The 21,615-nt window shown below is 41.4% G+C and carries 22 protein-coding genes and 1 tRNA gene; 12 read left to right on the top strand and 11 right to left on the bottom strand.

Annotation, left to right across the window (positions count from 1 at the left end):
- Positions 1-10 precede the first annotated feature (10 nt).
- Genes gmk through CP948_RS06735 form a run of 4 tightly spaced genes read left to right on the top strand, consistent with a single transcriptional unit; the run spans position 11 to position 5,550 of the window.
- On the top strand, positions 11-667 hold the full coding sequence (gene gmk, locus CP948_RS06750) for a guanylate kinase (protein ID WP_096602680.1): 657 nt from the start codon (positions 11-13) through the stop codon (positions 665-667).
- Positions 664-3,042 (top strand): endopeptidase La, encoded by a 2,379-nt coding sequence (lon, locus tag CP948_RS06745; protein WP_096602678.1) that lies wholly within the window; start codon positions 664-666, stop codon positions 3,040-3,042. The genes gmk and lon overlap by 4 nt, the downstream gene beginning before the upstream one ends.
- A gap of 27 nt (positions 3,043-3,069) precedes the next feature.
- Positions 3,070-3,264, top strand: a complete 195-nt coding sequence (gene rpsU, locus CP948_RS06740; RefSeq protein WP_484496813.1) for a 30S ribosomal protein S21 — start codon at positions 3,070-3,072, stop codon at positions 3,262-3,264.
- An 18-nt stretch (positions 3,265-3,282) separates the two neighbouring features.
- The gene (locus tag CP948_RS06735) at positions 3,283-5,550 is read left to right on the top strand and encodes an endonuclease MutS2 (protein WP_096602676.1); all 2,268 of its coding nucleotides are present in this window, start codon (positions 3,283-3,285) and stop codon (positions 5,548-5,550) included.
- Here the strand turns inward: CP948_RS06735 and CP948_RS06730 are convergent.
- Positions 5,547-6,839 (bottom strand): NAD(P)/FAD-dependent oxidoreductase, encoded by a 1,293-nt coding sequence (locus CP948_RS06730; RefSeq protein WP_096602674.1) that lies wholly within the window; start codon positions 6,837-6,839, stop codon positions 5,547-5,549. The genes CP948_RS06735 and CP948_RS06730 overlap by 4 nt on opposite strands.
- Before the next feature lie 151 nt (positions 6,840-6,990).
- Here CP948_RS06730 and petA point away from each other — a divergent pair, with 151 nt between their 5' ends.
- From petA to CP948_RS06715, 3 genes are read left to right on the top strand one after another with little or no spacing between them, the layout of a single operon-like run.
- Positions 6,991-7,509: a ubiquinol-cytochrome c reductase iron-sulfur subunit gene (petA, locus tag CP948_RS06725; RefSeq protein WP_096602672.1), complete on the top strand. Its 519-nt coding sequence runs from the start codon at positions 6,991-6,993 to the stop codon at positions 7,507-7,509.
- A gap of 12 nt (positions 7,510-7,521) precedes the next feature.
- Positions 7,522-8,712 carry a cytochrome b gene (locus CP948_RS06720; RefSeq protein WP_096602670.1) on the top strand — a complete coding sequence of 397 codons (1,191 nt, stop codon included), beginning with the start codon at positions 7,522-7,524 and terminating at the stop codon, positions 8,710-8,712.
- On the top strand, positions 8,709-9,338 hold the full coding sequence (locus tag CP948_RS06715; protein ID WP_096602668.1) for a cytochrome c1: 630 nt from the start codon (positions 8,709-8,711) through the stop codon (positions 9,336-9,338). Before CP948_RS06720 ends, CP948_RS06715 begins: the two co-directional genes overlap by 4 nt.
- Here the strand turns inward: CP948_RS06715 and CP948_RS06710 are convergent.
- Genes CP948_RS06710 through obgE form a run of 6 tightly spaced genes read right to left on the bottom strand, consistent with a single transcriptional unit; the run spans position 9,316 to position 14,169 of the window.
- Positions 9,316-9,978, bottom strand: a complete 663-nt coding sequence (locus tag CP948_RS06710) for an endonuclease III domain-containing protein (RefSeq protein WP_096602666.1) — start codon at positions 9,976-9,978, stop codon at positions 9,316-9,318. The two genes, CP948_RS06715 and CP948_RS06710, sit on opposite strands and share 23 nt — an antisense overlap.
- A complete protein-coding gene (locus tag CP948_RS06705) occupies positions 9,932-10,534 on the bottom strand; it encodes a serine/threonine protein kinase (protein ID WP_096602664.1) in 603 nt (200 codons plus the stop codon). Before CP948_RS06705 ends, CP948_RS06710 begins: the two co-directional genes overlap by 47 nt.
- Positions 10,524-11,306 carry a molybdenum cofactor guanylyltransferase MobA gene (gene mobA, locus CP948_RS06700; protein WP_096602662.1) on the bottom strand — a complete coding sequence of 261 codons (783 nt, stop codon included), beginning with the start codon at positions 11,304-11,306 and terminating at the stop codon, positions 10,524-10,526. Before mobA ends, CP948_RS06705 begins: the two co-directional genes overlap by 11 nt.
- Positions 11,299-12,204 carry a TerC family protein gene (locus CP948_RS06695; RefSeq protein WP_096602659.1) on the bottom strand — a complete coding sequence of 302 codons (906 nt, stop codon included), beginning with the start codon at positions 12,202-12,204 and terminating at the stop codon, positions 11,299-11,301. Before CP948_RS06695 ends, mobA begins: the two co-directional genes overlap by 8 nt.
- Positions 12,205-12,215: 11 nt before the next feature.
- Positions 12,216-13,169: a bifunctional phosphoglucose/phosphomannose isomerase gene (locus CP948_RS06690; protein WP_096602656.1), complete on the bottom strand. Its 954-nt coding sequence runs from the start codon at positions 13,167-13,169 to the stop codon at positions 12,216-12,218.
- Entirely contained in the window at positions 13,147-14,169 is a 1,023-nt protein-coding gene (gene obgE / locus CP948_RS06685) for a GTPase ObgE (RefSeq protein ID WP_096602654.1), read from the bottom strand. Before obgE ends, CP948_RS06690 begins: the two co-directional genes overlap by 23 nt.
- A gap of 30 nt (positions 14,170-14,199) precedes the next feature.
- Between obgE and CP948_RS06680 the strand changes: the two genes are divergently transcribed.
- Positions 14,200-15,918 (top strand): ATP-dependent DNA ligase, encoded by a 1,719-nt coding sequence (locus CP948_RS06680; RefSeq protein WP_096602652.1) that lies wholly within the window; start codon positions 14,200-14,202, stop codon positions 15,916-15,918.
- Here CP948_RS06680 and CP948_RS06675 read toward each other — a convergent pair.
- The 4 genes from CP948_RS06675 to CP948_RS06660 form a co-directional block, all read right to left on the bottom strand.
- Positions 15,919-15,992, bottom strand: a tRNA-Met gene (locus tag CP948_RS06675).
- Positions 15,993-16,001: 9 nt separating this feature from the next.
- Positions 16,002-17,321: an aminomethyl-transferring glycine dehydrogenase subunit GcvPA gene (gene gcvPA / locus CP948_RS06670; RefSeq protein ID WP_096602649.1), complete on the bottom strand. Its 1,320-nt coding sequence runs from the start codon at positions 17,319-17,321 to the stop codon at positions 16,002-16,004.
- Positions 17,321-17,869 (bottom strand): glycine cleavage system protein GcvH, encoded by a 549-nt coding sequence (gene gcvH / locus CP948_RS06665; RefSeq protein ID WP_245810111.1) that lies wholly within the window; start codon positions 17,867-17,869, stop codon positions 17,321-17,323. Before gcvH ends, gcvPA begins: the two co-directional genes overlap by 1 nt.
- On the bottom strand, positions 17,847-18,338 hold the full coding sequence (locus tag CP948_RS06660) for a hypothetical protein (RefSeq protein WP_096602645.1): 492 nt from the start codon (positions 18,336-18,338) through the stop codon (positions 17,847-17,849). Before CP948_RS06660 ends, gcvH begins: the two co-directional genes overlap by 23 nt.
- A gap of 42 nt (positions 18,339-18,380) precedes the next feature.
- Here CP948_RS06660 and CP948_RS06655 point away from each other — a divergent pair, with 42 nt between their 5' ends.
- The 4 genes from CP948_RS06655 to CP948_RS06640 all read left to right on the top strand — a co-directional run bounded on the left by CP948_RS06655 (position 18,381) and on the right by CP948_RS06640 (position 21,560).
- Positions 18,381-19,487 carry an inositol-3-phosphate synthase gene (locus CP948_RS06655; protein WP_180764101.1) on the top strand — a complete coding sequence of 369 codons (1,107 nt, stop codon included), beginning with the start codon at positions 18,381-18,383 and terminating at the stop codon, positions 19,485-19,487.
- Positions 19,488-19,505: 18 nt separating this feature from the next.
- The gene (recR, locus tag CP948_RS06650) at positions 19,506-20,114 is read left to right on the top strand and encodes a recombination mediator RecR (RefSeq protein WP_096602643.1); all 609 of its coding nucleotides are present in this window, start codon (positions 19,506-19,508) and stop codon (positions 20,112-20,114) included.
- 168 nt (positions 20,115-20,282) lie between these two features.
- Entirely contained in the window at positions 20,283-20,573 is a 291-nt protein-coding gene (locus CP948_RS06645; RefSeq protein ID WP_096602640.1) for a DUF485 domain-containing protein, read from the top strand.
- A 3-nt stretch (positions 20,574-20,576) separates the two neighbouring features.
- Complete coding sequence (locus tag CP948_RS06640) at positions 20,577-21,560, top strand: sodium:solute symporter family transporter (protein WP_245810110.1); 984 nt, start codon at positions 20,577-20,579, stop codon at positions 21,558-21,560.
- The last annotated feature ends 55 nt before the right edge of the window (positions 21,561-21,615 follow it).

Here is a 21,615-nt window from a genome sequence, read left to right as displayed (position 1 = left end):
AATCTCTTATATGGGCCATCTGTTTGTGCTTTCTGCACCTTCAGGGACAGGTAAAACTACTGTTGCGGAAAAGCTCGTGAGTGAAGTTCATAATGTAAAAAAGGTCATAACCGCCACCACAAGGCAGAAGAGGGAGGGTGAGGTAGAAGGTGTGGATTACATATTTATGACAAAAGAAGAGTTTGAAGAGGGTATAAAGAGAGGTATTTTCCTTGAGTACGCTCTTGTGTACGGCAACTACTACGGCACTCCTAAAGAGCAGGTAGAGAAAATACTAAAACAAGGCAAAGATGCCCTTTTGGTGATAGATGTTCAGGGTGCAAAAAGTATAAGGGAAAAACTTCCAGAAAGCATCCTTATATTTCTGCTTCCTCCGTCTCTTGAAGAGCTAAAAAGAAGGCTCATTACAAGAGGTTATAGGGATAAAAACTTACTGGAGAGAGAACAAAAGGTGAAGATGGAGATAGCTTGTGCGAGACACTTTGATTATATAGTAGTAAATGACTTTCTTGATAAGGCAGTAGAAGCCATAAAAAACATAATAAACGCTCACAGACATACAAGAATAACCTTCTTCAGGAACATAGAAAATCTCGTAAAAGATGCTAATATAAAAGAGATCATGCTCAAAGGTAAGTGTGATATCTTCTTAGAGGAGATCAGATGATAGGAGAAGAGCTTATAAAGATACCGCAGATTCCAGAGGGAAGCTTTGAGATTCCCACCATGCCTTTGAGGGATCTTGTGGTGTTTCCCACCATGGTGATGCCTCTGTTTGTAGGTAGGAGTTTTTCCATAAGAGCAATAGAAGAGGCACTAAGGAGAGACAGACTCATATTCCTTGTGCTTCAGAAAGACAGAGATGTAGAAGAGCCAGAAGAGAAAGACCTTTACCAAATAGGAACCATAGCCCACATTATCAGAACTGCACCCATAGAAGAAGGGAGACTAAAAGTATTAGTACAAGGTATAAAAAGAGCAAGACTTAAAAGCTATAAAAAAGATGAAGGCTACTACCTGTCCTTAGTTGAACCTATAGAGGACCAACACATTCCCCCAGAAGAGCTCACAAAAGAGGATAAAGGTTATATGAGTTCACTTAAAGAGCTTTTGGATAGAGCGGTATCTTTGGGAAAGCAAGTAATTCCTGACCTTCTTATGCTTATAAGGGACATAGAGGACCCTGGAAAACTTGCAGACCTGACAGCGTCCATACTTGACATAAAGTCCAAAGAAGCACAGGCAATACTTGAAACCATAGATCCAAGAGAAAGACTAAAAATGGTGCATCAGTATGCCCTTAACGAAGTGGGACTACTTGAAGTACAAAGCAAGATAAGAAACATAGCAAGGGAGAGGATGGAAAAAGAGCAAAGGGAGTACTTCCTGAGACAACAACTCAAAGCCATACAAGAAGAGTTAGGAGAAGGTGATGAGAGGAAGGCAGAGATAGAAGAGTACAGGAAAAAACTCTCCGGATTAAAGCTTGAAAAGTCTGTGAGGGCAGAGATAGAAAAGCAGATAAATAGGTTAGAAAAACTTCATCCTGATTCTGCAGAAGCAGGAGTTTTAAGGACATGGCTTGATTGGGTATTAGATTTACCTTGGAACAAAAAGACAAAGGACAGGTATGATCTTGAAAAAGCAAAGCTTATATTAGACAGGGATCACTATAACCTTGAGAAGGTCAAGGAGAGGATCATTGAATACTTAGCGGTTAAAAAACTTACAAAAGGCAAGCAGTCAGCGGTTCAGATTTTGTGTTTTGTAGGTCCTCCGGGTGTGGGCAAAACATCCCTGGGAAAGTCCATAGCAGAATCCTTAGGTAGAAAATTCGTCAGGATCTCCTTAGGAGGTATAAGAGATGAAGCGGAGATAAGGGGGCACAGGAGGACCTATGTGGGTGCTATGCCCGGCAGAATTATACAGGCAATAAAGCAGGTAGGTACAAAAAATCCTCTGATAGTGTTGGACGAGGTGGATAAGATATCCATATCTTTTCAGGGGGATCCTGCAGCGGCACTTTTGGAAGTTCTTGATCCAGAACAGAACAAGAGCTTTGTGGATCTCTACATAGGTGTGCCCTTTGATCTTTCTGATGTTTTTTTCATATGCACAGCTAACAGGATAGACACTATTCCAAGACCTCTACTGGACAGAATGGAAGTTATAAGCCTCTCGGGATACTCGGAAGAAGAGAAAGTATTTATAGCAAAACAGCATTTATTACCTAAGCTTTTACCACCTCACGGTTTCAAAGAAGGGGAAGTGATATTCCAAGAGGGTGCTATACTTGAGGTCATAAGAGGCTACACAAGAGAATCAGGAGTTAGAAACCTACAGAGGTATTTGGGAAGCATTCTCAGAAAGTTGGCTCTCAAAAAGCTCAAGGGGGAAAAGCCACCTTTTGAAGTAAGCGCTCAGGACGTAAAAGCTTACCTTGGCGTGCCAAAAAGATACATAGAAAAAGAAGAACATCCCATGATAGGAATAGCGGTGGGGCTTGCTTGGACGGAAGTGGGTGGCGAGATTATGCTCATAGAGGCTACCAAATTTAAGGGCAAAGGGAATCTGATACTTACAGGCTCTTTGGGTGATATTATGAAGGAATCCGCTCAAGCGGCATTATCTTATATAAAATCCAAAGCGGAAGATTACGGTATAGACCCTGAAGTTTTTTCTAACTTTGATGTACACATACATGTACCGGAAGGTGCGGTCCCAAAGGATGGTCCTTCTGCCGGCATAACCATAGCTACAGCACTTGTGTCTCTGTTTACCGAAAGGCCTGTTAGAATGGATGTGGCTATGACGGGGGAAGTGACTCTGCGGGGTAGGGTCCTTCCCGTAGGGGGGCTAAAGGAAAAGATACTCGCAGCAAAAAGGGCGGGTATATACGAGGTGATACTCCCAGAAAAGAACAAAGATGAGGTGCTTGAAGATCTACCTGAGTATGTAAGGGACAAAATGACTCTCCACTTTGTGAGCAATCTTGATGAGGTGTTTGACCTTGCCTTGCTTGCAAAACAAAGTGTGGTATAATAATTTGTGGAGGTGATTTAGTTGGCTATAGTGGAAGTTGGTGAAAACGAATCTTTCGAGAAAGTGCTAAAAAAGTTCAAAAGGATCGTAGAGAAGGAAGGCATACTCACAGAGGTAAAAAGAAGGCAGTTCTATGAAAAGCCCAGTGAAAAGAAGAAGAGAAAGGAAAGAGCGGCAAGGAAAAGACTGCTCAAAGCTCTAAAGAAGAAGAACCTTTTGTAATTGATCATTCTTTTCTGAATGAGGGAAAGGGACTTAGAAAGGTTAGATTTTTTTAAGATATTAGAGAAAATAAAAGAGTTTGTCCATTCAAAGGCTACAGAAAGGTTTGTAGACAAGATAAGACCCATAAAAGACCCAGAACACCTAAGAAGTGAGATAAACATCACTCGGGACTTTATGAAGGTAGAGGAAAGCGTGCCCATCTATCCTTTTGATGATGTAGAGGAGCTCATAAAGAGATCCTCTATAAAAGATGCCCTCTTGAGTGTGGAGGAGGTGCTCTCTCTTTTAAAGGTTATGAAGCTTATAAGAGAGGTAAGAAAAGCTTTGGGAAGTCATGTAGGTGAGTATCCTAACCTTCAAGCCTTAGTTAAAAATCTGCATCTCTTCTCAAGCTTAGAAAGTGTTATAGAGTCTTCAATAGATCCAAGGGGATTTGTAAAGGATTCAGCAAGCGAAGAGCTAAGTAGAATAAGACAAAGGATCAGAAGTGTAGAAAAGGAGATCATGAAAAGGCTTGAAAGCTTGCTTTTGAGACCAGATGCAAACAGTATATTTTCTGATAGATTTGTAGCTTTCAAGAACAACAGGTATGTCCTGCCTGTAAAAACAACAGAAGCTAAGAAGATCATAGGCATAGTTCACGGAACATCTTCATCAGGTTTTACTACATACATAGAGCCTCACAATGTAGTAGAGTTAAACAATCAGCTCATAACTTTAAGGAGCGAAGAGGAAGATGAAGTAAAGAGAATACTAAGAAGGATCACCTCCTACATAGGGGAGCATTCCAGCAGATTACACGATGCTTTTTTAACTCTTTTAAAGGTGGATTTTCTGAAGGCAGTTGCTAAGTTCGCCCAATTGTCAGGTGGTAAGCTAATAAAGTTAGGTGACAACATAGAACTCAAGTCCGTCAAGCATCCAATACTTGTGTTCTTAAAAGAGAGCGTGGTTCCAATAGACATAGTGCTTTCCGAGAGAAGAGGCTTACTTTTGACGGGTCCCAACACAGGGGGTAAAACTGTAGCCCTTAAAACTCTTGGACTCTGTGCCCTTATGTTTCAGTGTGCCCTACCAGTGCCAGCAGAAGAAAATAGCCAACTGCCCATCTTTGAAAATATATTCACTGACATAGGAGACGAGCAAAGCGTAGAACAAAATCTCTCTACATTTTCTGCCCACATATCCAACATAGTGGACTTTTTACCCATGGTGAATGACAAATCTTTGGTGCTCCTTGACGAGCTGGGAGCAGGCACGGATCCTTTGGAAGGTTCAGCCTTAGGTATAGGGCTTTTGGAGTATCTGCGTAAAAAAGGAGCTTACGTGTTTGCTACCACCCATCACACGCCCATAAAGCTCTATGCTATAAATTCGGACTACTACACACCAGCCAGTGTGTCCTTTAATAAGGAAAGCTTGGAACCTACCTATACTATAGTCTACAACACCATAGGTGAAAGCATGGCTCTTGAAATAGCCAAGCGCTGTGGAATACCAGATGAGATACTAAGGATAGCACAGGAAAACCTTCCTGAAGGTTCTAGGGAATACATCACCGCAAGGGAAAACTTAGAGAACTATATAAGGGAGTATCAGGAAAAGCTTAAAGAGCTTGAACAGGATAGGTTAGAGTTAGAAAAGCTCAAAAAACAGCAGGAACTACTTCTTTATGAGCTTGAAAGACAGAAGGAGCAAGGGTGGGAAAGCGTTTTAAAAGAAGCACAGGAGTATCTCAAGGGGCTTATGAAAGAGGGCGAAGAGTTCCTAAGGAGCGCAAAGGAAAGGCAAAAGCTCAGGGATTTTGTAAAGGAAAAGAGAAAAGACATAGAAAGAAGGCTAAAAAAGGAAGAGATAAAAGTGGGAGACTGGGTAGAGCTTATGGGTTCAAGGGGAAGGGTTTTGGAGATAAAAGAAGATAAAGCGGGTGTATCTTTTGGTGGTGTGAGAGCTTGGGTTAGTCTAAAAGACCTCAAGAAGTCAGAACCACCACCCAAAAAGGAAGAAGAAAGTTTGGCAGGATTTGAAATAAGGAGGGGCCTTCCTTCAGAGATAAACCTTATAGGTATGTCTGTAGATGAAGCACTTCGGAAGTTAGAGCTATTTTTGGAAGAAGCGCACAAGATGGGTATAAAAAGCGTAAAAGTTATACACGGGCACGGAGTACTGAAAAGGACTGTTGAGGAGTTTCTTTCGTCTTCTGATCTTGTAGTTTTCCACAGAGAAGGTTATCCAAAAGAGGGAGGCGCGGGCACCTCCGTGGTTTATCTCAGCAAAGATTAGCAAGCAGAACCAGGAGAACCCGCACAGTCCTTACAGACATGTATGGGATGGGTGCCAAAAATTAAGCTAAGCATCTTTTCCTCAAAGAAAGGTGCCACATCTCCTGTCTTTACCTTCCACATAAAGTACTTTTCAAAAGCGGATTTGATCCAGTGCATCCATAGAGCTTTTTTATACTTCACAACAGACCTCGGCGGAATAACGGGAGATGCATAGAACCCCATAGCATCACTACCCATATCCGCTATGCATATGGCAGAAAGCTCTGGTGCATACCTGTCTGCTGAATTTCTTATATCACTTACTATGTTATGGGCAACCGCTAAAGCCATCTGTTCTATCATCATACCTGTCTTTGGTACTCCTGTAGGTATAGGTGTTTGCTCCACTGGTGGTATGGCTGTTACTACACCTACACCGAATATGTTTTTGTATGTAGGATTCTGGAAACACCTATTTACTATAACCATCTTGTTGACAGGATTTGCCACTTTATCTCCTGCGGATGCAACTACCTCTGGTCCCATAAACCTTGGCATGATCATGGAAAGCTTGCAAGGGACTTCGTAAGTCTTTCCTTCAAGGTCTTCGTAGATTACTTTATCAGGCTCTACCTTGGTTATCTTGACATTGGCTACATAACTTATGCTTCTCTCTGCCATGGTGTCTTCCATTAGCCTACGGGAAGGTCCTACACCACCTAAACCCATGTGTCCCACATAAGGCTCAGAAGTAATGTATGTTATGGGTACTTTGTGCCTTAACCCCCTTTTCTTTAGTTCGTAATGAAGCATAAAGGCAAACTCGTATGCAGGACCAAAACAGCTAACTCCGGGTATAGCACCAACTACTACAGGTCCTGGGTTTTTGTAAAAATCTTCAAGCTTTTTGTTGAGTTCCATGGCGTGCTCCGCAGTACATACAGAAGTGGAGTACTGCTCTTGACCTTCCGCACCAAAAACAAGCTTGGGACCTGTAGCTATCACCAAGTAGTCGTAGTGTATTTCCTTGCCACCTGTAGTTTTCAGCTTGTTTGCATCAGGGTCTATGCTTTCACCATTCTCATTGATAAACTCTATACCGTGCTTTGGAAGGATATTAGCTAAGGGTACGGTAATATCTTCAAATTTCCTCCAACCGAGTGCCAAGTGAGGATAGGCAGGTGTAAAACCAAAGTAAGGTCTCCCAGACACTACAGTGATCCGCAGATTCTTATCCAGTTTCCTAAGGTTATAAGCTGTAGCTATACCTCCTATTCCACCACCTAGTACTACTACATGCTTGCTCATAACTCAACCTCCTAAGAACTTTAATAAGGACAGCTCTTATAATTATATAAGAATTTCTATCTGAAATAAAAAGTATTAAAAACTCCTTTTATCTCTTTTGTTCTTTAGTGATATAATTAATCTGTTATGAATACGCTCAGGAGGTAATACTATGGAAGCCTCAAGGAGAGATCTAATCGGTTTTGCCATAGGTGGACTGGGGGTCGTTGGGGTTGTAGGAGTGCTTTATCCCATAATAAAGACCCTCGCTCCAAGCGCTGCATCCTTAGCGGGTGCAAAGGTGGAAGTGGACATATCCCAGATACCAGAAGGTAATGTAAGGGTAGTATCTTGGAAGGGTAAACCTGTCTTTGTGGTGCATCTGCCGGCAAACTTTCAGTGGAACGGCACTACCAAAGAGGATAATAACAGGAAGCTTCTTGAGGGACATAATGCTTACGCTCTCATAGCAGTCTGTACGCACCTTGGCTGTATACCCCTCTGGAAGCCACAGGGAGAAGCGGAGTATAAATACCCTGTCTTCCACTGTCCTTGTCATGGAGGGTTCTACTCGCCTTGGGGTGATAACATAGCTGGTCCTCCACCCAGGCCATTACACATTCCCCCTCAAAACCTCCAAGGAAACAAACTCGTGATAGGTGAGCCAGGTTTTATCAAAGAACAAACTTAAGGAGGTTGAGGAATGCTGGGAAGAATAGGAAAGTGGATAGATGAAAGAACACACATAAGTGAGCTTTGGCAGTCCCAGATGGTTGATTACAAAGTGCCCAAAAACTTAACCTTCCCTTACGCCTTTGGAGTTATGGCCCTTATAGCCTTTGCCATACAGATCATCTCTGGCATATTTCTCACTATGTACTACCAGCCTAATGTTCACACTGCCTTTGACAGTGCCAACTACACCATCATGAAAGAAGTACCCTTTATGTGGTTAATAAGGCATGTTCATGCAGCAGGAGCAAACTTCTTTTTAGCTCTCGTTTACTTGCATATGTTTACGGGTATCTATTATAACGCTTACAAAAAGCCGAGAGAACTCACCTGGATAGTGGGCTGGTTTATCTTCTTCGTCCTCCTGATGACCGCTCTTTCTGGCTACCTACTACCTTGGGGACAGCTATCTTACTGGGGTATGGTGGTCACTACAGAAATACCAACAGCCATTCCAGGAGCTTTGGGTGAAACCATATCCGTTTGGATGAAAGGTGGATACGAACTTGGACAGATAACCCTCGGAAGGTTTTTCGGGCTTCACATATGGCTTTTACCTCTTATACTCTTAGGTTTGGTAAGCCTTCACCTTTACCTTGTTAGAGCTGCAGGCATATCCAATCCAGAAGGTATAGAGATAGACAAAAAGAAGGAAGGCGTTCCTTTCCATCCTTACATGACTCTGAAAGAGGGTGCTTATGTAATGGGATACTTGGCAGTATTTTTCTTCTTCGTGTTTTTCTACATGCATCACTTCTTGCCACCTGATAACTTTGAACCTGCAAACCCTTTTAAAACTCCTCCTCATATAGCTCCTGAATGGTATCTTTTAGCTTTCTATACGGTATTTAGGTCTATTCCCAGCAAGTTTCTCGGTTTTATAGCCTTTAACCTAATTCTGCTATTACTACTGCTACTTCCCTTTCTTGACTTCTCCCCGTATAAAAGCGCAAGGAGAAGACCCCTATTTTTCGTTATGTACATAGTTTTAGTTATATCCGCAATGGCTCTGACTATTTTGGGTACCATGCCTCCTACACCTACCAACGCCATGTTAGGTTTGGCTTTCACTGCTGGGCTCTTCTCCTTCTTCTTATCACTACCAATAATATCCATCATAGAGTGGGGCTGGTACAAAGCCAGAGGAGGTGATAAAACATGATAAAGATTGCATTTTTTACACTTCTGACTCTTGCCTTCTTTTACATAATATGGATAAATAATGTGTTTGCACCTCACGAAACCTACGAGATGCCAGTGCAGTACCAAAAGATAGCGGAAGATGAGAGATATGCAAAAGAAGGTAAACAGTTATTTGAGCAAAACTGTCAGGCGTGCCATTCTGTTAGGTATGACGCAGTTTACCCTTCTGCAGTACAAGCAAACCCTAATCTAAAAGCCCTTCAAGAGCAGTACGGGAAAGTGCTACCTAAGGATGTGTATGAAAGCGCCTTCTATACAGAGCTCTCTCAACTAAAAGAATCCTTTGGTAAGGTGCCTCCAGACCTTTCTACTATGTACATTGCAAGAGGTAAAGAGTACCTGTTTAACTTTATCCTTGAACCTCAAAAAGTTCTACCTGGCACATCCATGCCTGCAGTTATGACAGGAAGGCCAGAAGAGACAGCCAAGATCATCTCTTACCTAAGGTCTGTGTCAGAACCACCACCTTCCGAAAAGGCAAAGAGAACCCTTATGGGAATAGCCACAATAGCGTATCTTGTGGTTATGGGTGTGCTCATATGGGTATGGAGAGCAAAGATACTCAAAAGGATGGGCTTGCACTAATACAAACATCTTTTAGGGGGCAGTCCTTACAGATAGGACTGCTCCTACAGTATTTTTTTGCATGCTCGTCTATTAAAGCGTGAAATTCTTTATAGATTTTTATGTCTTTAGGTAGATGTTCTTCAAAGAAATGCTTGAGGCTCTCATAATTACCCTTAATCCCATAAAACCTTTCCATAAAGCGCTGAGTGTATTTGTCCACCACAAAGTGTAGCCTTTCTCCGGCGTAGAGTAAAATTACATCTGCGGTTTCTCTGCCTATACCTTTTACTTTTAATAGATCTTGGCGTTTTACGTGTTTTACTTTATCTACAGGATTCAAGAAGACTGCCACCTCTTTTAGTCTTTGTGCCTTGAGCCTGTAAAAACCTGCAGGCCTTATAAGCTCCTGTATAGTCTTTTCATCGGAACTTCTTATAAACTCAAGGGATAAGATACCATACCTTTTTATATTCTCAAGGGCTTTTTCCACATTTTTCCAACTTGTGTTTTGGGTAAGCACTGCAGATATAACTATCTCTTCCCTTGGGTCTGTACCTATGAGCCTGTGATACTCAGCATCAATGGGCCACCAATTTTGGTATCCGTAAAGATCAAGAAGGGTTTGATAGACGCTCAGTAAGGATTTTTTGTAACTCATGGAACACATCTTCTGGTCTTTCTTTGTAAGACTTTCCAAGGTCTATGGCTCTCTCTAAAGGTAAATAGCCTTCTCTGACAAAGAGTTGTATCAGTTGAGGTAAGTTTGTTTTTCTTTTACACGAAACTTTGCCCCTTTCAAAGTCAATAAGATAAACATCCCCGTCTTCACCTACAAGCAGGTTTTTATCAAGTTTTTGAAATTCGTCCTTTGATATACACATACTGTCAAGAAGATAAGCAAGTTCAAGAGTTTTTAAGAATATCTCTATCTTTTTTGTTTCTTCCAAGGTGCATTTTTCAAAGGGCACACCCTTTATAAACTCGTACATAAAAAAATCTTCTCCTCTCACAAGTATCTGAGGAAAGCTCTTTATACCCTTTAATCTCTCTAAGATGTCTGCCTCTTTCCTTATAGCCTTTTCTAGATGTCTATCTTTTGCTACCTTTATAGCAACCTCTTTATCGTTATAAATGGCTCTATAGACATAACTTCTCCATCCTCTGCCAATAAGCTCCAGACCTTCAAGATGCTTTTTTAACTCTTCAAACCTCACCTACGACCTTGTATCCCCACTCTTCTACTGCCTTTTTTAGGTTTTCAATGGGTACATCTTTGTAGGTGATCACTTCAGCTTCACCTTTTTCAAGGCTAACCTTAGCGTCCTCTACGCCTTCAACTGAGAGCAGGGCTTTTCTCACCATGCTGGCACAGTGCTCACAAGTCATCCCGCTCACTTTCAACTTTATCGTGCTCATGATCTTTAATATAGCTTGCAGGTCTTCCTTTGTGTTCATGTTTATAAAGGAGTGAAGCTCAGGGTCAAACTGCAAAACTTCTTCTTCTGTTATACAGTGATAGCCTACTTTTTTAATGAATTCTATCACTTTTTTGTTTCCTCTTTGAATGTATGTTTCAAGGTCTTTCAAAACACTGCGAGCATATATGCCAAGAAGGGGGTAGAGTTTTCCTTTTACGCAGTATATGGTGATGGGTTCTCTGTAGTTATCAAGGAGATGCCTTATAACAGATGGCTTTATAAGGGGCATATCAGCGCTTACTATGAGAACCCTGTCAGTCTTGGCGCTCCTCAGAGCGGTATATATGCCGATCAGAGCGCCCTGATCTACAAGAATATCTTTAATAAACTTCAATTCCAACGAAGAGTACTTTGAAGGGTCTTTTCCTACCAAAAGCACCTCATCGCACACACACTTTAGTGCGTCAATGATGTACTCTACGCACCTTTTTCCTTTTATGGGAAACAGGATTTTGTCCCCACCAAACCTCCTGCTTTCACCACCAACCAACACGAAACACTCAATCATGCTTTTTCTTAACAAGAGATGCCAGTATGGAAAGGAGTATGGAACTTACTATAAGTAGGAGGGATACAAAAACGGGTATGTGGTAAAAGTCCGATATTAACATCTTTACACCGATAAATCCAAGTATAAAGGCAAGTCCGTAATGTAGATAGTGAAAGAGACTTAAGACTGCAGATGCAGCAAAGTACAAAGACCTAAGGCCCAATATGGCAAAGATGTTGGAAGTATAAACCACAAAAGGGTCTTTGGAGACGGAGAGTATGGCTGGCACAGAGTCAATAGCAAACATTAAATCCGAACTTTCCACAAAGATCAAGGTCAAAAACATGGGTGTGGCGTATATTTTTCTACCTTCTTTGACAAAAAATTTTCCCCTTTGAAGGTCTGGTCGCATGGGCAGAAGCCTTTTGGCTATTTTGTAAACGAGGGTATCCTCTGGGTTGAATGCTTTATCTTCCGTAGATAGAAGTTTTACTGCAGATATTATAAGAATAAGTCCAAAGATGTAATTGATCCAATCAAAGCGCTCTATCAAACTTATTCCCGCAAATATAAATATGGCTCGCATAACTATAGCTCCAAAAACTCCCCAAAAAAGCACTTTATGTCTGTATTCTTCTGGTATCTGAAAGTAGGAAAAGATCAGAATAAAAACAAAGATGTTATCCAAACTGAGGGCTTTTTCTAAAAGGTAGCCTGTAATGTATTCCACAAATGCTTGCTCTCCCTTTGCGTGCCACACATAAACACCAAAGCTTAAGCCTATAAGCACCCAAAAGGCAGAAAAGAGTAAAGACTCCTTTACAGAAACCTTATGAGGCTTTCTGTGAAACACAAAAAGATCAAGGAAAAGGGCAAGAAAAACTAAGCCACCGAAAATCAACCATTGGATTTCCATGGCGAAAAGAATTATACACTTAGTTTGCTTTTAATAAGGTCTATAGTTTTTACGGGCAGTGGGTCGTACTTATAAAGTTCCGAAAGGTACAAACTTACCCAGTCTCCAAGATGTACAAGGTATAAAATCCTGTGCAGGAAGCTCTCACCTTCTCCTTTTATGACTTTTGGAACAACTCCAAAATCTCTTAGAATCTCTTCTGTTATCTGAACCCTCTTTATAACTCTTGGGTGTTCTTCTGGGTCAAACATTAAGAGAAAACTGCACACATTTCTGGTTATGGGATTATCAAGTCCTACCACCTCATTGTGATGTAGCTCTGGAAGGACCGCGGTATAGCAGAGGGTCTTTGCATTTTCATTGATCTGAGTTTTCCACCTAAAAGCTACTGATTCAAGCGTTTGTGTGGCATAAACTACGGGCACATACCCTTCAAAGGACTGTGCTATCTTCTTTGCTTCCTCCTTTATAGCTTCTTTCTTTTCTTTCAAGAAGGAACTACAGCTCTCAAGAGGATCCTTTACACCCAAAAGGGAAAGTACTATTGACAGCATGTAGCCCAAGGCATAGCGAGGGGGGTAGCCTTCAGGTAAAGAAAAGTGAGGTAGGTTTTCCTTTAAAGCAAGTTCCATAAGCTTTCCACCTGAGCTTATGCATATGGGTTTTATACTTCTTTCTAAAGCCGATTGAGCTATACTTAGGGTCTCTTCTGTGTTTCCACTGTAGCTAATACAAAAAACCAACCAGCCTTCCTTCACATAAGGTGGAAGGGTATAACCTCTAAGGGACAATGCTGGTATAGGTGTGTCATGCTTTTCAAGCAAGGTCTTTGCCAAGTCTCCCACTATGCCAGAGCCACCCATACCGCTAAAGACTATGCCTCTATAACCTTCCATGTTTAAGCTCTCAACCTTTGCACTTCTTATCTGCAAAGGGAACTCTTCAAGCATTTCCCAAGGGTTCATCTTTCCCTCCTTTGATTTGTTCTATTATAACTTTTCTTAAGGTGTCCATACCTTCACCTGTGATGGAGGATACAGGGATAAACATATAACCCATCTTTTCAAACTCTCTTTTGAGGTCATTGAGTATTTCTCTATCAGAAAGAATGTCTATCTTGGTGCCAACTACTATCTGTTTTTTCTTTAAAAGTTCAGGATTGTACTTTTCCATTTCTGAATTGACTATCTTAAAGGCTTCCAAAGGTTCCATTTGTCTTTGGTCTGATACATCTACAAGGTGTAGCAAAAGCTTTGTTCTTTCTATGTGCCTTAGAAACTCAAGTCCCAATCCTTTTCCTTGAGAAGCACCTTCTATAAGACCTGGTATATCTGCCAACACTATTCTGCTTGCATCTTCAAGCTCCATAACTCCCAGTACGGGAGATAGGGTGGTGAATGGGTAGTCTGCTATCTTGGGTCTTGCTTTGGTTAACTTGGATATGAGTGTGGACTTTCCCGCATTGGGAAGTCCTATTATACCTACATCCGCTATGAGCTTGAGTTCCAGCAACAACCATCTTTCTTCACCCTTTTGACCTTTTTCTGCGTATTTGGGTGCTTGGTTTGTGGGTGTGGCAAAACGCGCGTTGCCTCTGCCACCTTTACCTCCTTTTGCAACTATGCACCTTTGTCCTTCCTCTGTAAGATCACAGATGACTTGGCCCGTTTGGGCATCCATCACCACAGTACCTATGGGAACTTCCAGTATAAGATCCTCAGCATCTTTTCCGTGCTGGTTTTTCCCTCTTCCCCTTTCCCCATTGGGAGCTCTAAAGTGCCTTTTGTATTTAAAGTCATACAGTGTTAGTTTCTTTGAGGTAGCTATTAAGATCACATCACCGCCTTTTCCGCCATCACCTCCTGCTGGTCCTCCATAAGGCTTGTATTTTTCCCTCAAAAAAGCTACCGCACCATCACCCCCATCTCCCGCCTTGACATATATCTTGACCTTATCCACAAACATACTACGAGAATTTAATTATAATGTTTTTTGATGAAGTTCTTAGAGCTTTCTCAATACTTTCAGATGCTTGAGAGTACCACAAGCAGGTTAGAGATGTCCAGCATACTGATGCAGATGTTCAGCAAAGCCACCAACGAAGACATAGACAAGATGGTTTATCTTACGCTTGGTGAGATACTCCCACCCTTCAAAGGTATAGAGATGGGAGTTTCAGAAAAGTTGATGATAGAAGCTCTGTCTAAGGCGTGCGGTGTGAGGGCATCTCAAGTGGAGAGCCTCTACAAATCAAAAGGGGATATGGGAGAGACTGCTTTTGAACTTGTAAATTGGGAAGGTAAAGGGCTAAGCGTTAAACAGGTTTACGACGAACTTTTGGACATAGCAACAACCAGAGGTACAAAAGATAAGGTTCTTAGAATAATGAGCCTTCTCAAGGGCCTTTCAAACCTTGAAGCCAAGTATGTTGCGAGGATCATTATGGGAAGGCTAAGGCTGGGTGTAGGAGATGCTACTATCATAGAGGCTTTGACGAGTCTTGCTGGAAGTAAGGACTACAAAGGAGACATAGAGAGAGCTTATAACCTCTGCTCTGACCTTGGGCTTGTTGCAAAGGTGCTTGTGCAAAAAGGCATAGAAGGTGTTAGAAACTTCAAGGTGCAGGTAGGTTATCCCATCAGGATGGCTTTAGCAGAAAGAGTTGCAAGCGCAGAGGAAATTATAAAGCGTATGGGTAGGTGTGCGGTGGAAGCTAAATACGATGGTTTTAGACTTCAGGTGCATAAAAAAGGTAAAGACATAGAGATATACTCAAGGAACTTAGAAAGAATGACGGAAATGTTCCCAGACCTCAAGCAGGCTATATGGGAAAACATAAAGCAGGATGAGGTGATAATAGAAGGAGAAGCCATAACTTATAACGAAGAGACCGGTGAGTTCTATCCTTTTCAGATCACTATACAGAGAAAAAGGAAGTACGGCGTTTATGAGTATGCCAAGGAGTATCCCCTAAAGCTATTTGTTTTTGACCTGCTTTACATAGAGGGTGAAGACTACACACAGAAGCCTTTCATAGAGCGCAGAAAAAAGTTAGAAGAGATACTACCCGAAAATTCTGTCCTTCTTAAGTCTGAGATGTTTATAACGGACAGTGCCAAAGAGATAGAGAAGTTCTTTGAAGATGTTGTGGCAAGAGGCTTAGAAGGAATAATAGCAAAAAGGCTTGATGCACCTTACACTGCGGGTTCAAGGAACTTCAATTGGATAAAGCTAAAGCGAAGCTACAGAGGCTCTTTGGCAGATACCATAGATGTGGTGATAGTGGGCTACTTTTATGGGAAAGGGGCAAGGGCAAAGCTCGGCATAGGTGCGTTGCTAACTGCGGTATATGACCCTAAGACAGATACCTTCAAAACCATAAGTAAAGTGGGTTCAGGTTTTACAGAGGACGAGTGGATAAGACTAAAAAACATGCTGGACCAGATAAAACTGCCACACAGACATGCGAGGGTTGACTCTTTGCTTGATGCAGATGTTTGGGTAGAGCCCAAATATGTGATAACTTTGACTGCTGATGAAATAACAAGGTCTCCATTGCACACTGCAGGAAGGACTATGGAAGAACCCGGCTTTGCTCTAAGGTTTCCAAGAGCGGTGGGTTTTATAAGAACGGACAAAAAACCAGAAGATGCTAATACAGTAGAAGAAATCATAAACATGTACCGTATGCAAAAGAAGATAAGTGTAGATTAATGGCGGTGGGAGGACTCGAACCTCCGACCTGAGACTTATGAGATCTCCGCTCTAACCAGCTGAGCTACACCGCCTATATATTATTATAACTCTTCCTTAACGAGATGAACAAGCTCGTCCATCTCTCTTTTTGTTCTTTTCTCTGTAATTGCCAAAAGAAGAGTGTCTCTGTAGCCAAACTTCTCCAAAGGTACTCCAAACATATAGCCTTTTTCAAGAAGTCTTTTGTGAAGATCCAAAACCTTTTCTTTCCTTAGGGGAAACTCCCACAGATGTTTTCCTTTGTATAATTCCTCAAATCCCAAGGAGACAAGCTTGCCCTTTAGGTACATAGCCTTTGAAATGCTTTGCCTTGCAACTTCTCTCATACCTTCTTTTCCCAAAAGGACCATATATATGAGGTTAGCAAGAGCCATAAGGTTCTGGTTTGTGCATATGTTTGATGTGGCTCTCTCCCTTCTTATGTGCTGTTCCCTTGTCTGAAGCACAAGGGTAAAAGCCCTCTTTCCATCCACATCTTCTGCAAGTCCTACCAGTCTTCCCGGCATTTTCCTTAAGTGCTCTGTCTTTACCGCGAAAAAACCCACATATGGACCACCAAAGTTTAGAGGCAGTCCCATCTGTTGTCCTTCACCAACCACTATGTCCGCTCCATAATCTCCCGGAGGTCTAAGTACAGAAAGAGCTATAGGATCCGCAACTACCACAAAGGGTACCTGATAGCCCTTTACTATTTTTCCTATTTCTTCCAAAGGTTCTATAAAACCCAAGAAGTTAGGATACTGCACCGCTACCGCATGAACTTCACCCTTTTTAAGAAGGTCCTCCAGCACATCTATGTCCGTATATCCTCCCTCTTGAAGAGGTACTATGTTAATCTCATCCTGATAGCCCAAAAGGTAAGTCTTTACAACTTCCCTGTAGAGAGGGTTTATACCTTCTGAAAGTAGGACCCTACTTCCTTTACTCTTTATAGCTCTTGCCATAAGGATGGCAGATGCCAAGGCTGAGGCACCATCGTACATACTTGCATTAGCCACATCCATACCCGTAAGCTCGCATATTAGGGTTTGATATTCAAAAATAGCCTGAAGTGTACCTTGGGACGCTTCTGCCTGATAGGGTGTGTATGCGGTTAAAAACTCTCCCCTGCTAAGTATCTGCCATATGGCAGATGGTATGATCCTGTCGTAAGCTCCAAACCCCGCAAAACACACAAGTTCCCTGTTTCTTTTTGATATTTCTTTAAAATACCTCCTTACATCCTCCTCAGTCATAGGGGGTCCTAAGCTGGGAGGTTCTAAAAGATGAAGGTCTATGTGGGAAAAGAGGTCATCTAAAGATGAAAGCCCAAGTTGTTCTAAGGCTTTCTGCACATCATCCTTTGAGTGGGGTATATACATTACCTTTCCTCATAAGGGTGTTCCTCTTCGGGAAGTGCTTCAAGGGATTCTTCCATGGTTGGGGTGATCTCCTCTTCTGGTATCTCAAGGGATACATCTTCTCCCTTTTCCTCTTTTACTATCTCAACAAGCAATTCAGCATAATCCTGTGCAGGCATAAGGTCTTCTACCTCCATGGGGTCAGAAAGTTCAAGCACCACTATCCATCCATCGTCGTATGGTGATTCGTTTATAAGGTGTGGCTCATCTAAGAGCTGTTCGTTAACTTCCACAACCGTTCCAGACAAAGGTGCATATACGGGTGCCACGTTTTTAACGGATTCTATGTTGGCAATGGTGTCTGCGCTTTCAAAGCTTTGCCCCACAGAAGGTAGATCAACATAAACTATGTCCCCAAGTTCTTTCTGAGCATAGTCTGTTATACCTATCCACGCTTTGTTCCCTTTGATAAGAGCCCATTCGTGGTCCTTAGTGTAATACCTGTCTGTTCTTACCGTATACTTTCCAACAGTTATCTCGTCCATGTCAAACCTCCTGTAAAACCTCATAATCTATACCGTATTCTTCTTTTACCAACCTCATTACATCCAGAAAGTCCATCTCTTCATTTATAAACTTTTCCATAGTTCTAATTATATAGTCCAAGTCTATAAGCCTCAGTAGAGCTATGCCTTTCCAACACTTCTCTGCTGTTAATAGATTCTTTCGTCTTTGGCTTATGAAATTTAGTATTTTTTCTTTGGTGATAAATTCTTTGCCATCAAGCACAAGCACATCGTGTCCTCTGAGTTTTCTCAAACCCTTGTATATTCCGTAAAGAAGTGTTCCCTTATCGTTTCTCAAAAAAACCAGTTCTGGAAACTTGTCAAATAGGTGCTTCATCTCTGATGTTATGACTGCGTAAAGGCTATCTGGACCTACAAACCTCTTCAGAAGGTTTAATTCTTTTTCCAGTTTACTTACCAATCCGTTGTCTTCCACGAGCTTTGCGTACAAGACTATAAGAACCTTTATCATCAGTTATAATATTATAAGGTTTGCTTGCTTTTGGAGGTAGAAATGTCTAAGAAAATAAGGGTTGCCATAGCAGGAGTAGGCAATTGTGCAAGCTCCCTTGTTCAAGGTATCTACTATTATAAAAAAAATCAAAATGCTAATGTGAACGGTCTTATGTTTGAAGATGTGGGGGGGTACAAACCCTATGATATTGAGATAGTTGCTGCTTGGGACATTGATGCTCGTAAGGTAGGAAGAGATTTATCAGAAGCTATATTCTCACCGCCTAACTGCACCGCTGTTTTTGAAAGGGACATTCCTAAAACAGGCGTAAAAGTCAGGATGGGGAAAATTCTTGATGGCTTTGCGGAGCACATGAAACACTATCCACCAGAGAGAAGTTTTGTGCTTGCGGAAGAAAAAGAGGATGAACTTGAAGATGTGGTAAGCGTTTTGAAAGAAACTGGAGCTGAGATACTGATTAACTATGTTCCAGTAGGTTCTGAGCAAGCTGCAAGGTTTTATGCGGAAGCTTGTTTAAAAGCGGGTGTGTCTTTTATCAACGGTATGCCTACCTTTATAGTCTCTGATCCAGAATGGGCTGAAAAGTTTGAAAAAGAAGGTATTCCAGTAGTAGGAGATGATATAAAGTCTCAAGTAGGGGCTACCATACTTCACAGGTCTCTTGTTCAACTTTTTGTAGACAGAGGTGTAAAGATAGAGAGAACTTACCAACTTAACTTTGGTGGCAACACAGACTTCCTTAATATGTTGGAGAGAGAAAGGCTCAAAACGAAGAAACAATCCAAAACGGAGGCTGTTTCCTCTCTGATCCCTTATCCTATAAGTGAGTATGACATACACATAGGACCTTCTGATTGGGTACCTTGGCTAAAGGACAGAAAGATAGCTTACATAAGAATAGAAGGCAGGCAGTTTGGTGATGTTCCCATGTATGTAGAGCTAAAGCTTGATGTAGAAGATTCTCCTAATAGCGCTGGTTCCATGATGGATGCCATCAGATGCTGTAAGCTCGCAAGAGACAGAGGAATAGGTGGACCATTGTATTCCATCAGTGCTTACACCATGAAACATCCTCCCGTGCAGTATCCAGACTTTCAAGCAAGAAAGATGGTAGAAGAGTTCATAAGGGGTGAGAGGGAAAGATGAAAGATACGGAGGATATGCTTGGCTTTTGAAGATGTCTTCCCAAAGCCCATCAAAGAAGCCATAGAGAGTATAACCAAAATACCCACTTACGGCGAAAGAGGTGCAAGCAGGTTTGTTTATAACCTTCTTAAAGTTCCATCTGAGGATAGGACCCTTATAGTGGATACGCTTCAAAACTTGGTAAAAAGTATTAAAAATTGTTCTGAATGTGGGATACTAACAGATAGAGATGTGTGCGCCATATGTTCTGACAGTAAACGCAGTAAAAAGTTCATATGCGTAGTTGAGGAGTCTCAGGATGCTTATGCCATAGAAAAGCTTGAAAGATACACAGGTGTTTATCACATCTTAGGTGGCAGGATAGCACCGCTGGAAGGCATATCTGCACAGGACCTTAGCATAGATAAACTTCTTGAAAGAATAGAGAAATACAAACCTAAGGAAGTTATAATAGCAACTAACCCAAACGTGGAAGGTGAGGCAACAGCCAATTACATTATAAAATTACTAAGAAAACAATTCCACCATCTGAAGATAACGAGGATATCCTATGGACTGCAGTTTGGCAGTTTCATTGAGTTTGCAGACGAGATTTCCCTTGAAAAGTCCTTAGAAAACAGGAAGTAAGTTCTATAAAAAAGTTATGACATTTATCAATCATTTTTGTTTGTATTGATAAGTATTATCCACTGAAAAACAAAAATAATCCATTTTTATATGCAAAAAATCTTATATTCTTGACAAAATTCAAAAAATTTGTAAAATAAATCATACAATTTAAAGAGGAGGTTTGCCATGAAAGAAATACTTGAAACAAAAGAGTTTAAGGAGCTCGCATCAAAAAAGAACAGAATAGCTATGCTTTTGACTGCGATTGAATTAATTATGTATTTTGGATTTATATTCGTTTTAGCTTTTAAAAAGGAACTGCTTAGTCAAAAAATAACTGAAGGTTTAACAGTAGGTATACCCATTGGTATTGCCATAATAGTACTTTCTTGGTTATTAACGGGAGTTTATGTGTTTTGGGCAAATGCCTTTTATGATAAGGCAGTAGAGGAAATAAAAAATAAGGTGAGGAGGTAAGCCATGCCACAAACAACCCTTGGACAACCCAATGCAGTAGCCATATTTTTCTTTTTCCTCTTTGTAGCTATAACTCTTGGAATAACCTACTGGGCTGCAAAGAGAACAAGGACTACCACAGAGTTTTACGCAGCTGGTCGGAGTATATCGGGTTTTCAGAACGGATTGGCTATAGCAGGCGATTACATGAGTGCTGCATCTTTCTTAGGCATAGCAGGTCTTGTTGCTCTGAAAGGTTATGATGGACTTATTTATTCCATAGGTTTTCTGGTAGGCTGGCCTATAGTGATGTTTTTGATAGCGGAACAGCTGAGAAATCTTGGTAAGTACACTTTTGCAGATGTAGTGGCTTACAGGCTTTCCCAAAAACCCGTAAGGATATCCGCATCTCTGGGTGCCTTATCTACTGTAATACTCTACCTAATAGCTCAGATGGTGGGCTCTGGTAGTCTAATAAAGCTAATGTTTGGGCTACCCTACGAGTTAGCGGTGGTTATAGTAGGTGCCATTATGATAGCTTATGTGCTTTTTGGCGGAATGATCGCTACCACATGGGTACAGATCATTAAAGCGATTCTTCTTTTGGGTGGTGCTACCTTTTTGGCTCTTTTGGCTCTTGCGCAGTTTGGCTTTAGTCCCAACGCACTGTTTTCAAGCGTTGCGCAGAAGTACGGAGACAAAGTACTCATGCCTGGAGGACTAGTTGCTAATCCTTGGGATGCGGTATCCTTAGGTTTGGCTCTCATGTTTGGCACCGCTGGGCTTCCTCACATACTCATGAGATTCTATACAGTTCCTGATGCAAAAGAAGCCAGAAAGTCCGTTTTTTACGCTACGGGATTTATAGGCTACTTTTACATACTGACTTTTGTGATAGGCTTTGGTGCATCAGCCATAGTGGGTCATGAGATTATATCTAAAATAGACAAAGGTGGAAACATGGCAGCGAGGCTGTTTGAAAAATCCCAGAGCATTGACAAAACTTGATTTCTAAAAACAGCCCTCAAAAGCTCAAAAAATAAGTAAATCCCCCAAAGCACCA

The sequence above is a fragment of the Hydrogenobacter hydrogenophilus genome, from assembly GCF_900215655.1.
In the GTDB taxonomy this organism is placed as follows: Bacteria; Aquificota; Aquificia; order Aquificales; family Aquificaceae; genus Hydrogenobacter; species Hydrogenobacter hydrogenophilus.
Note: the sequence above shows the minus strand (reverse complement) of the source record. Positions and strands in the feature narration are given on the sequence as shown.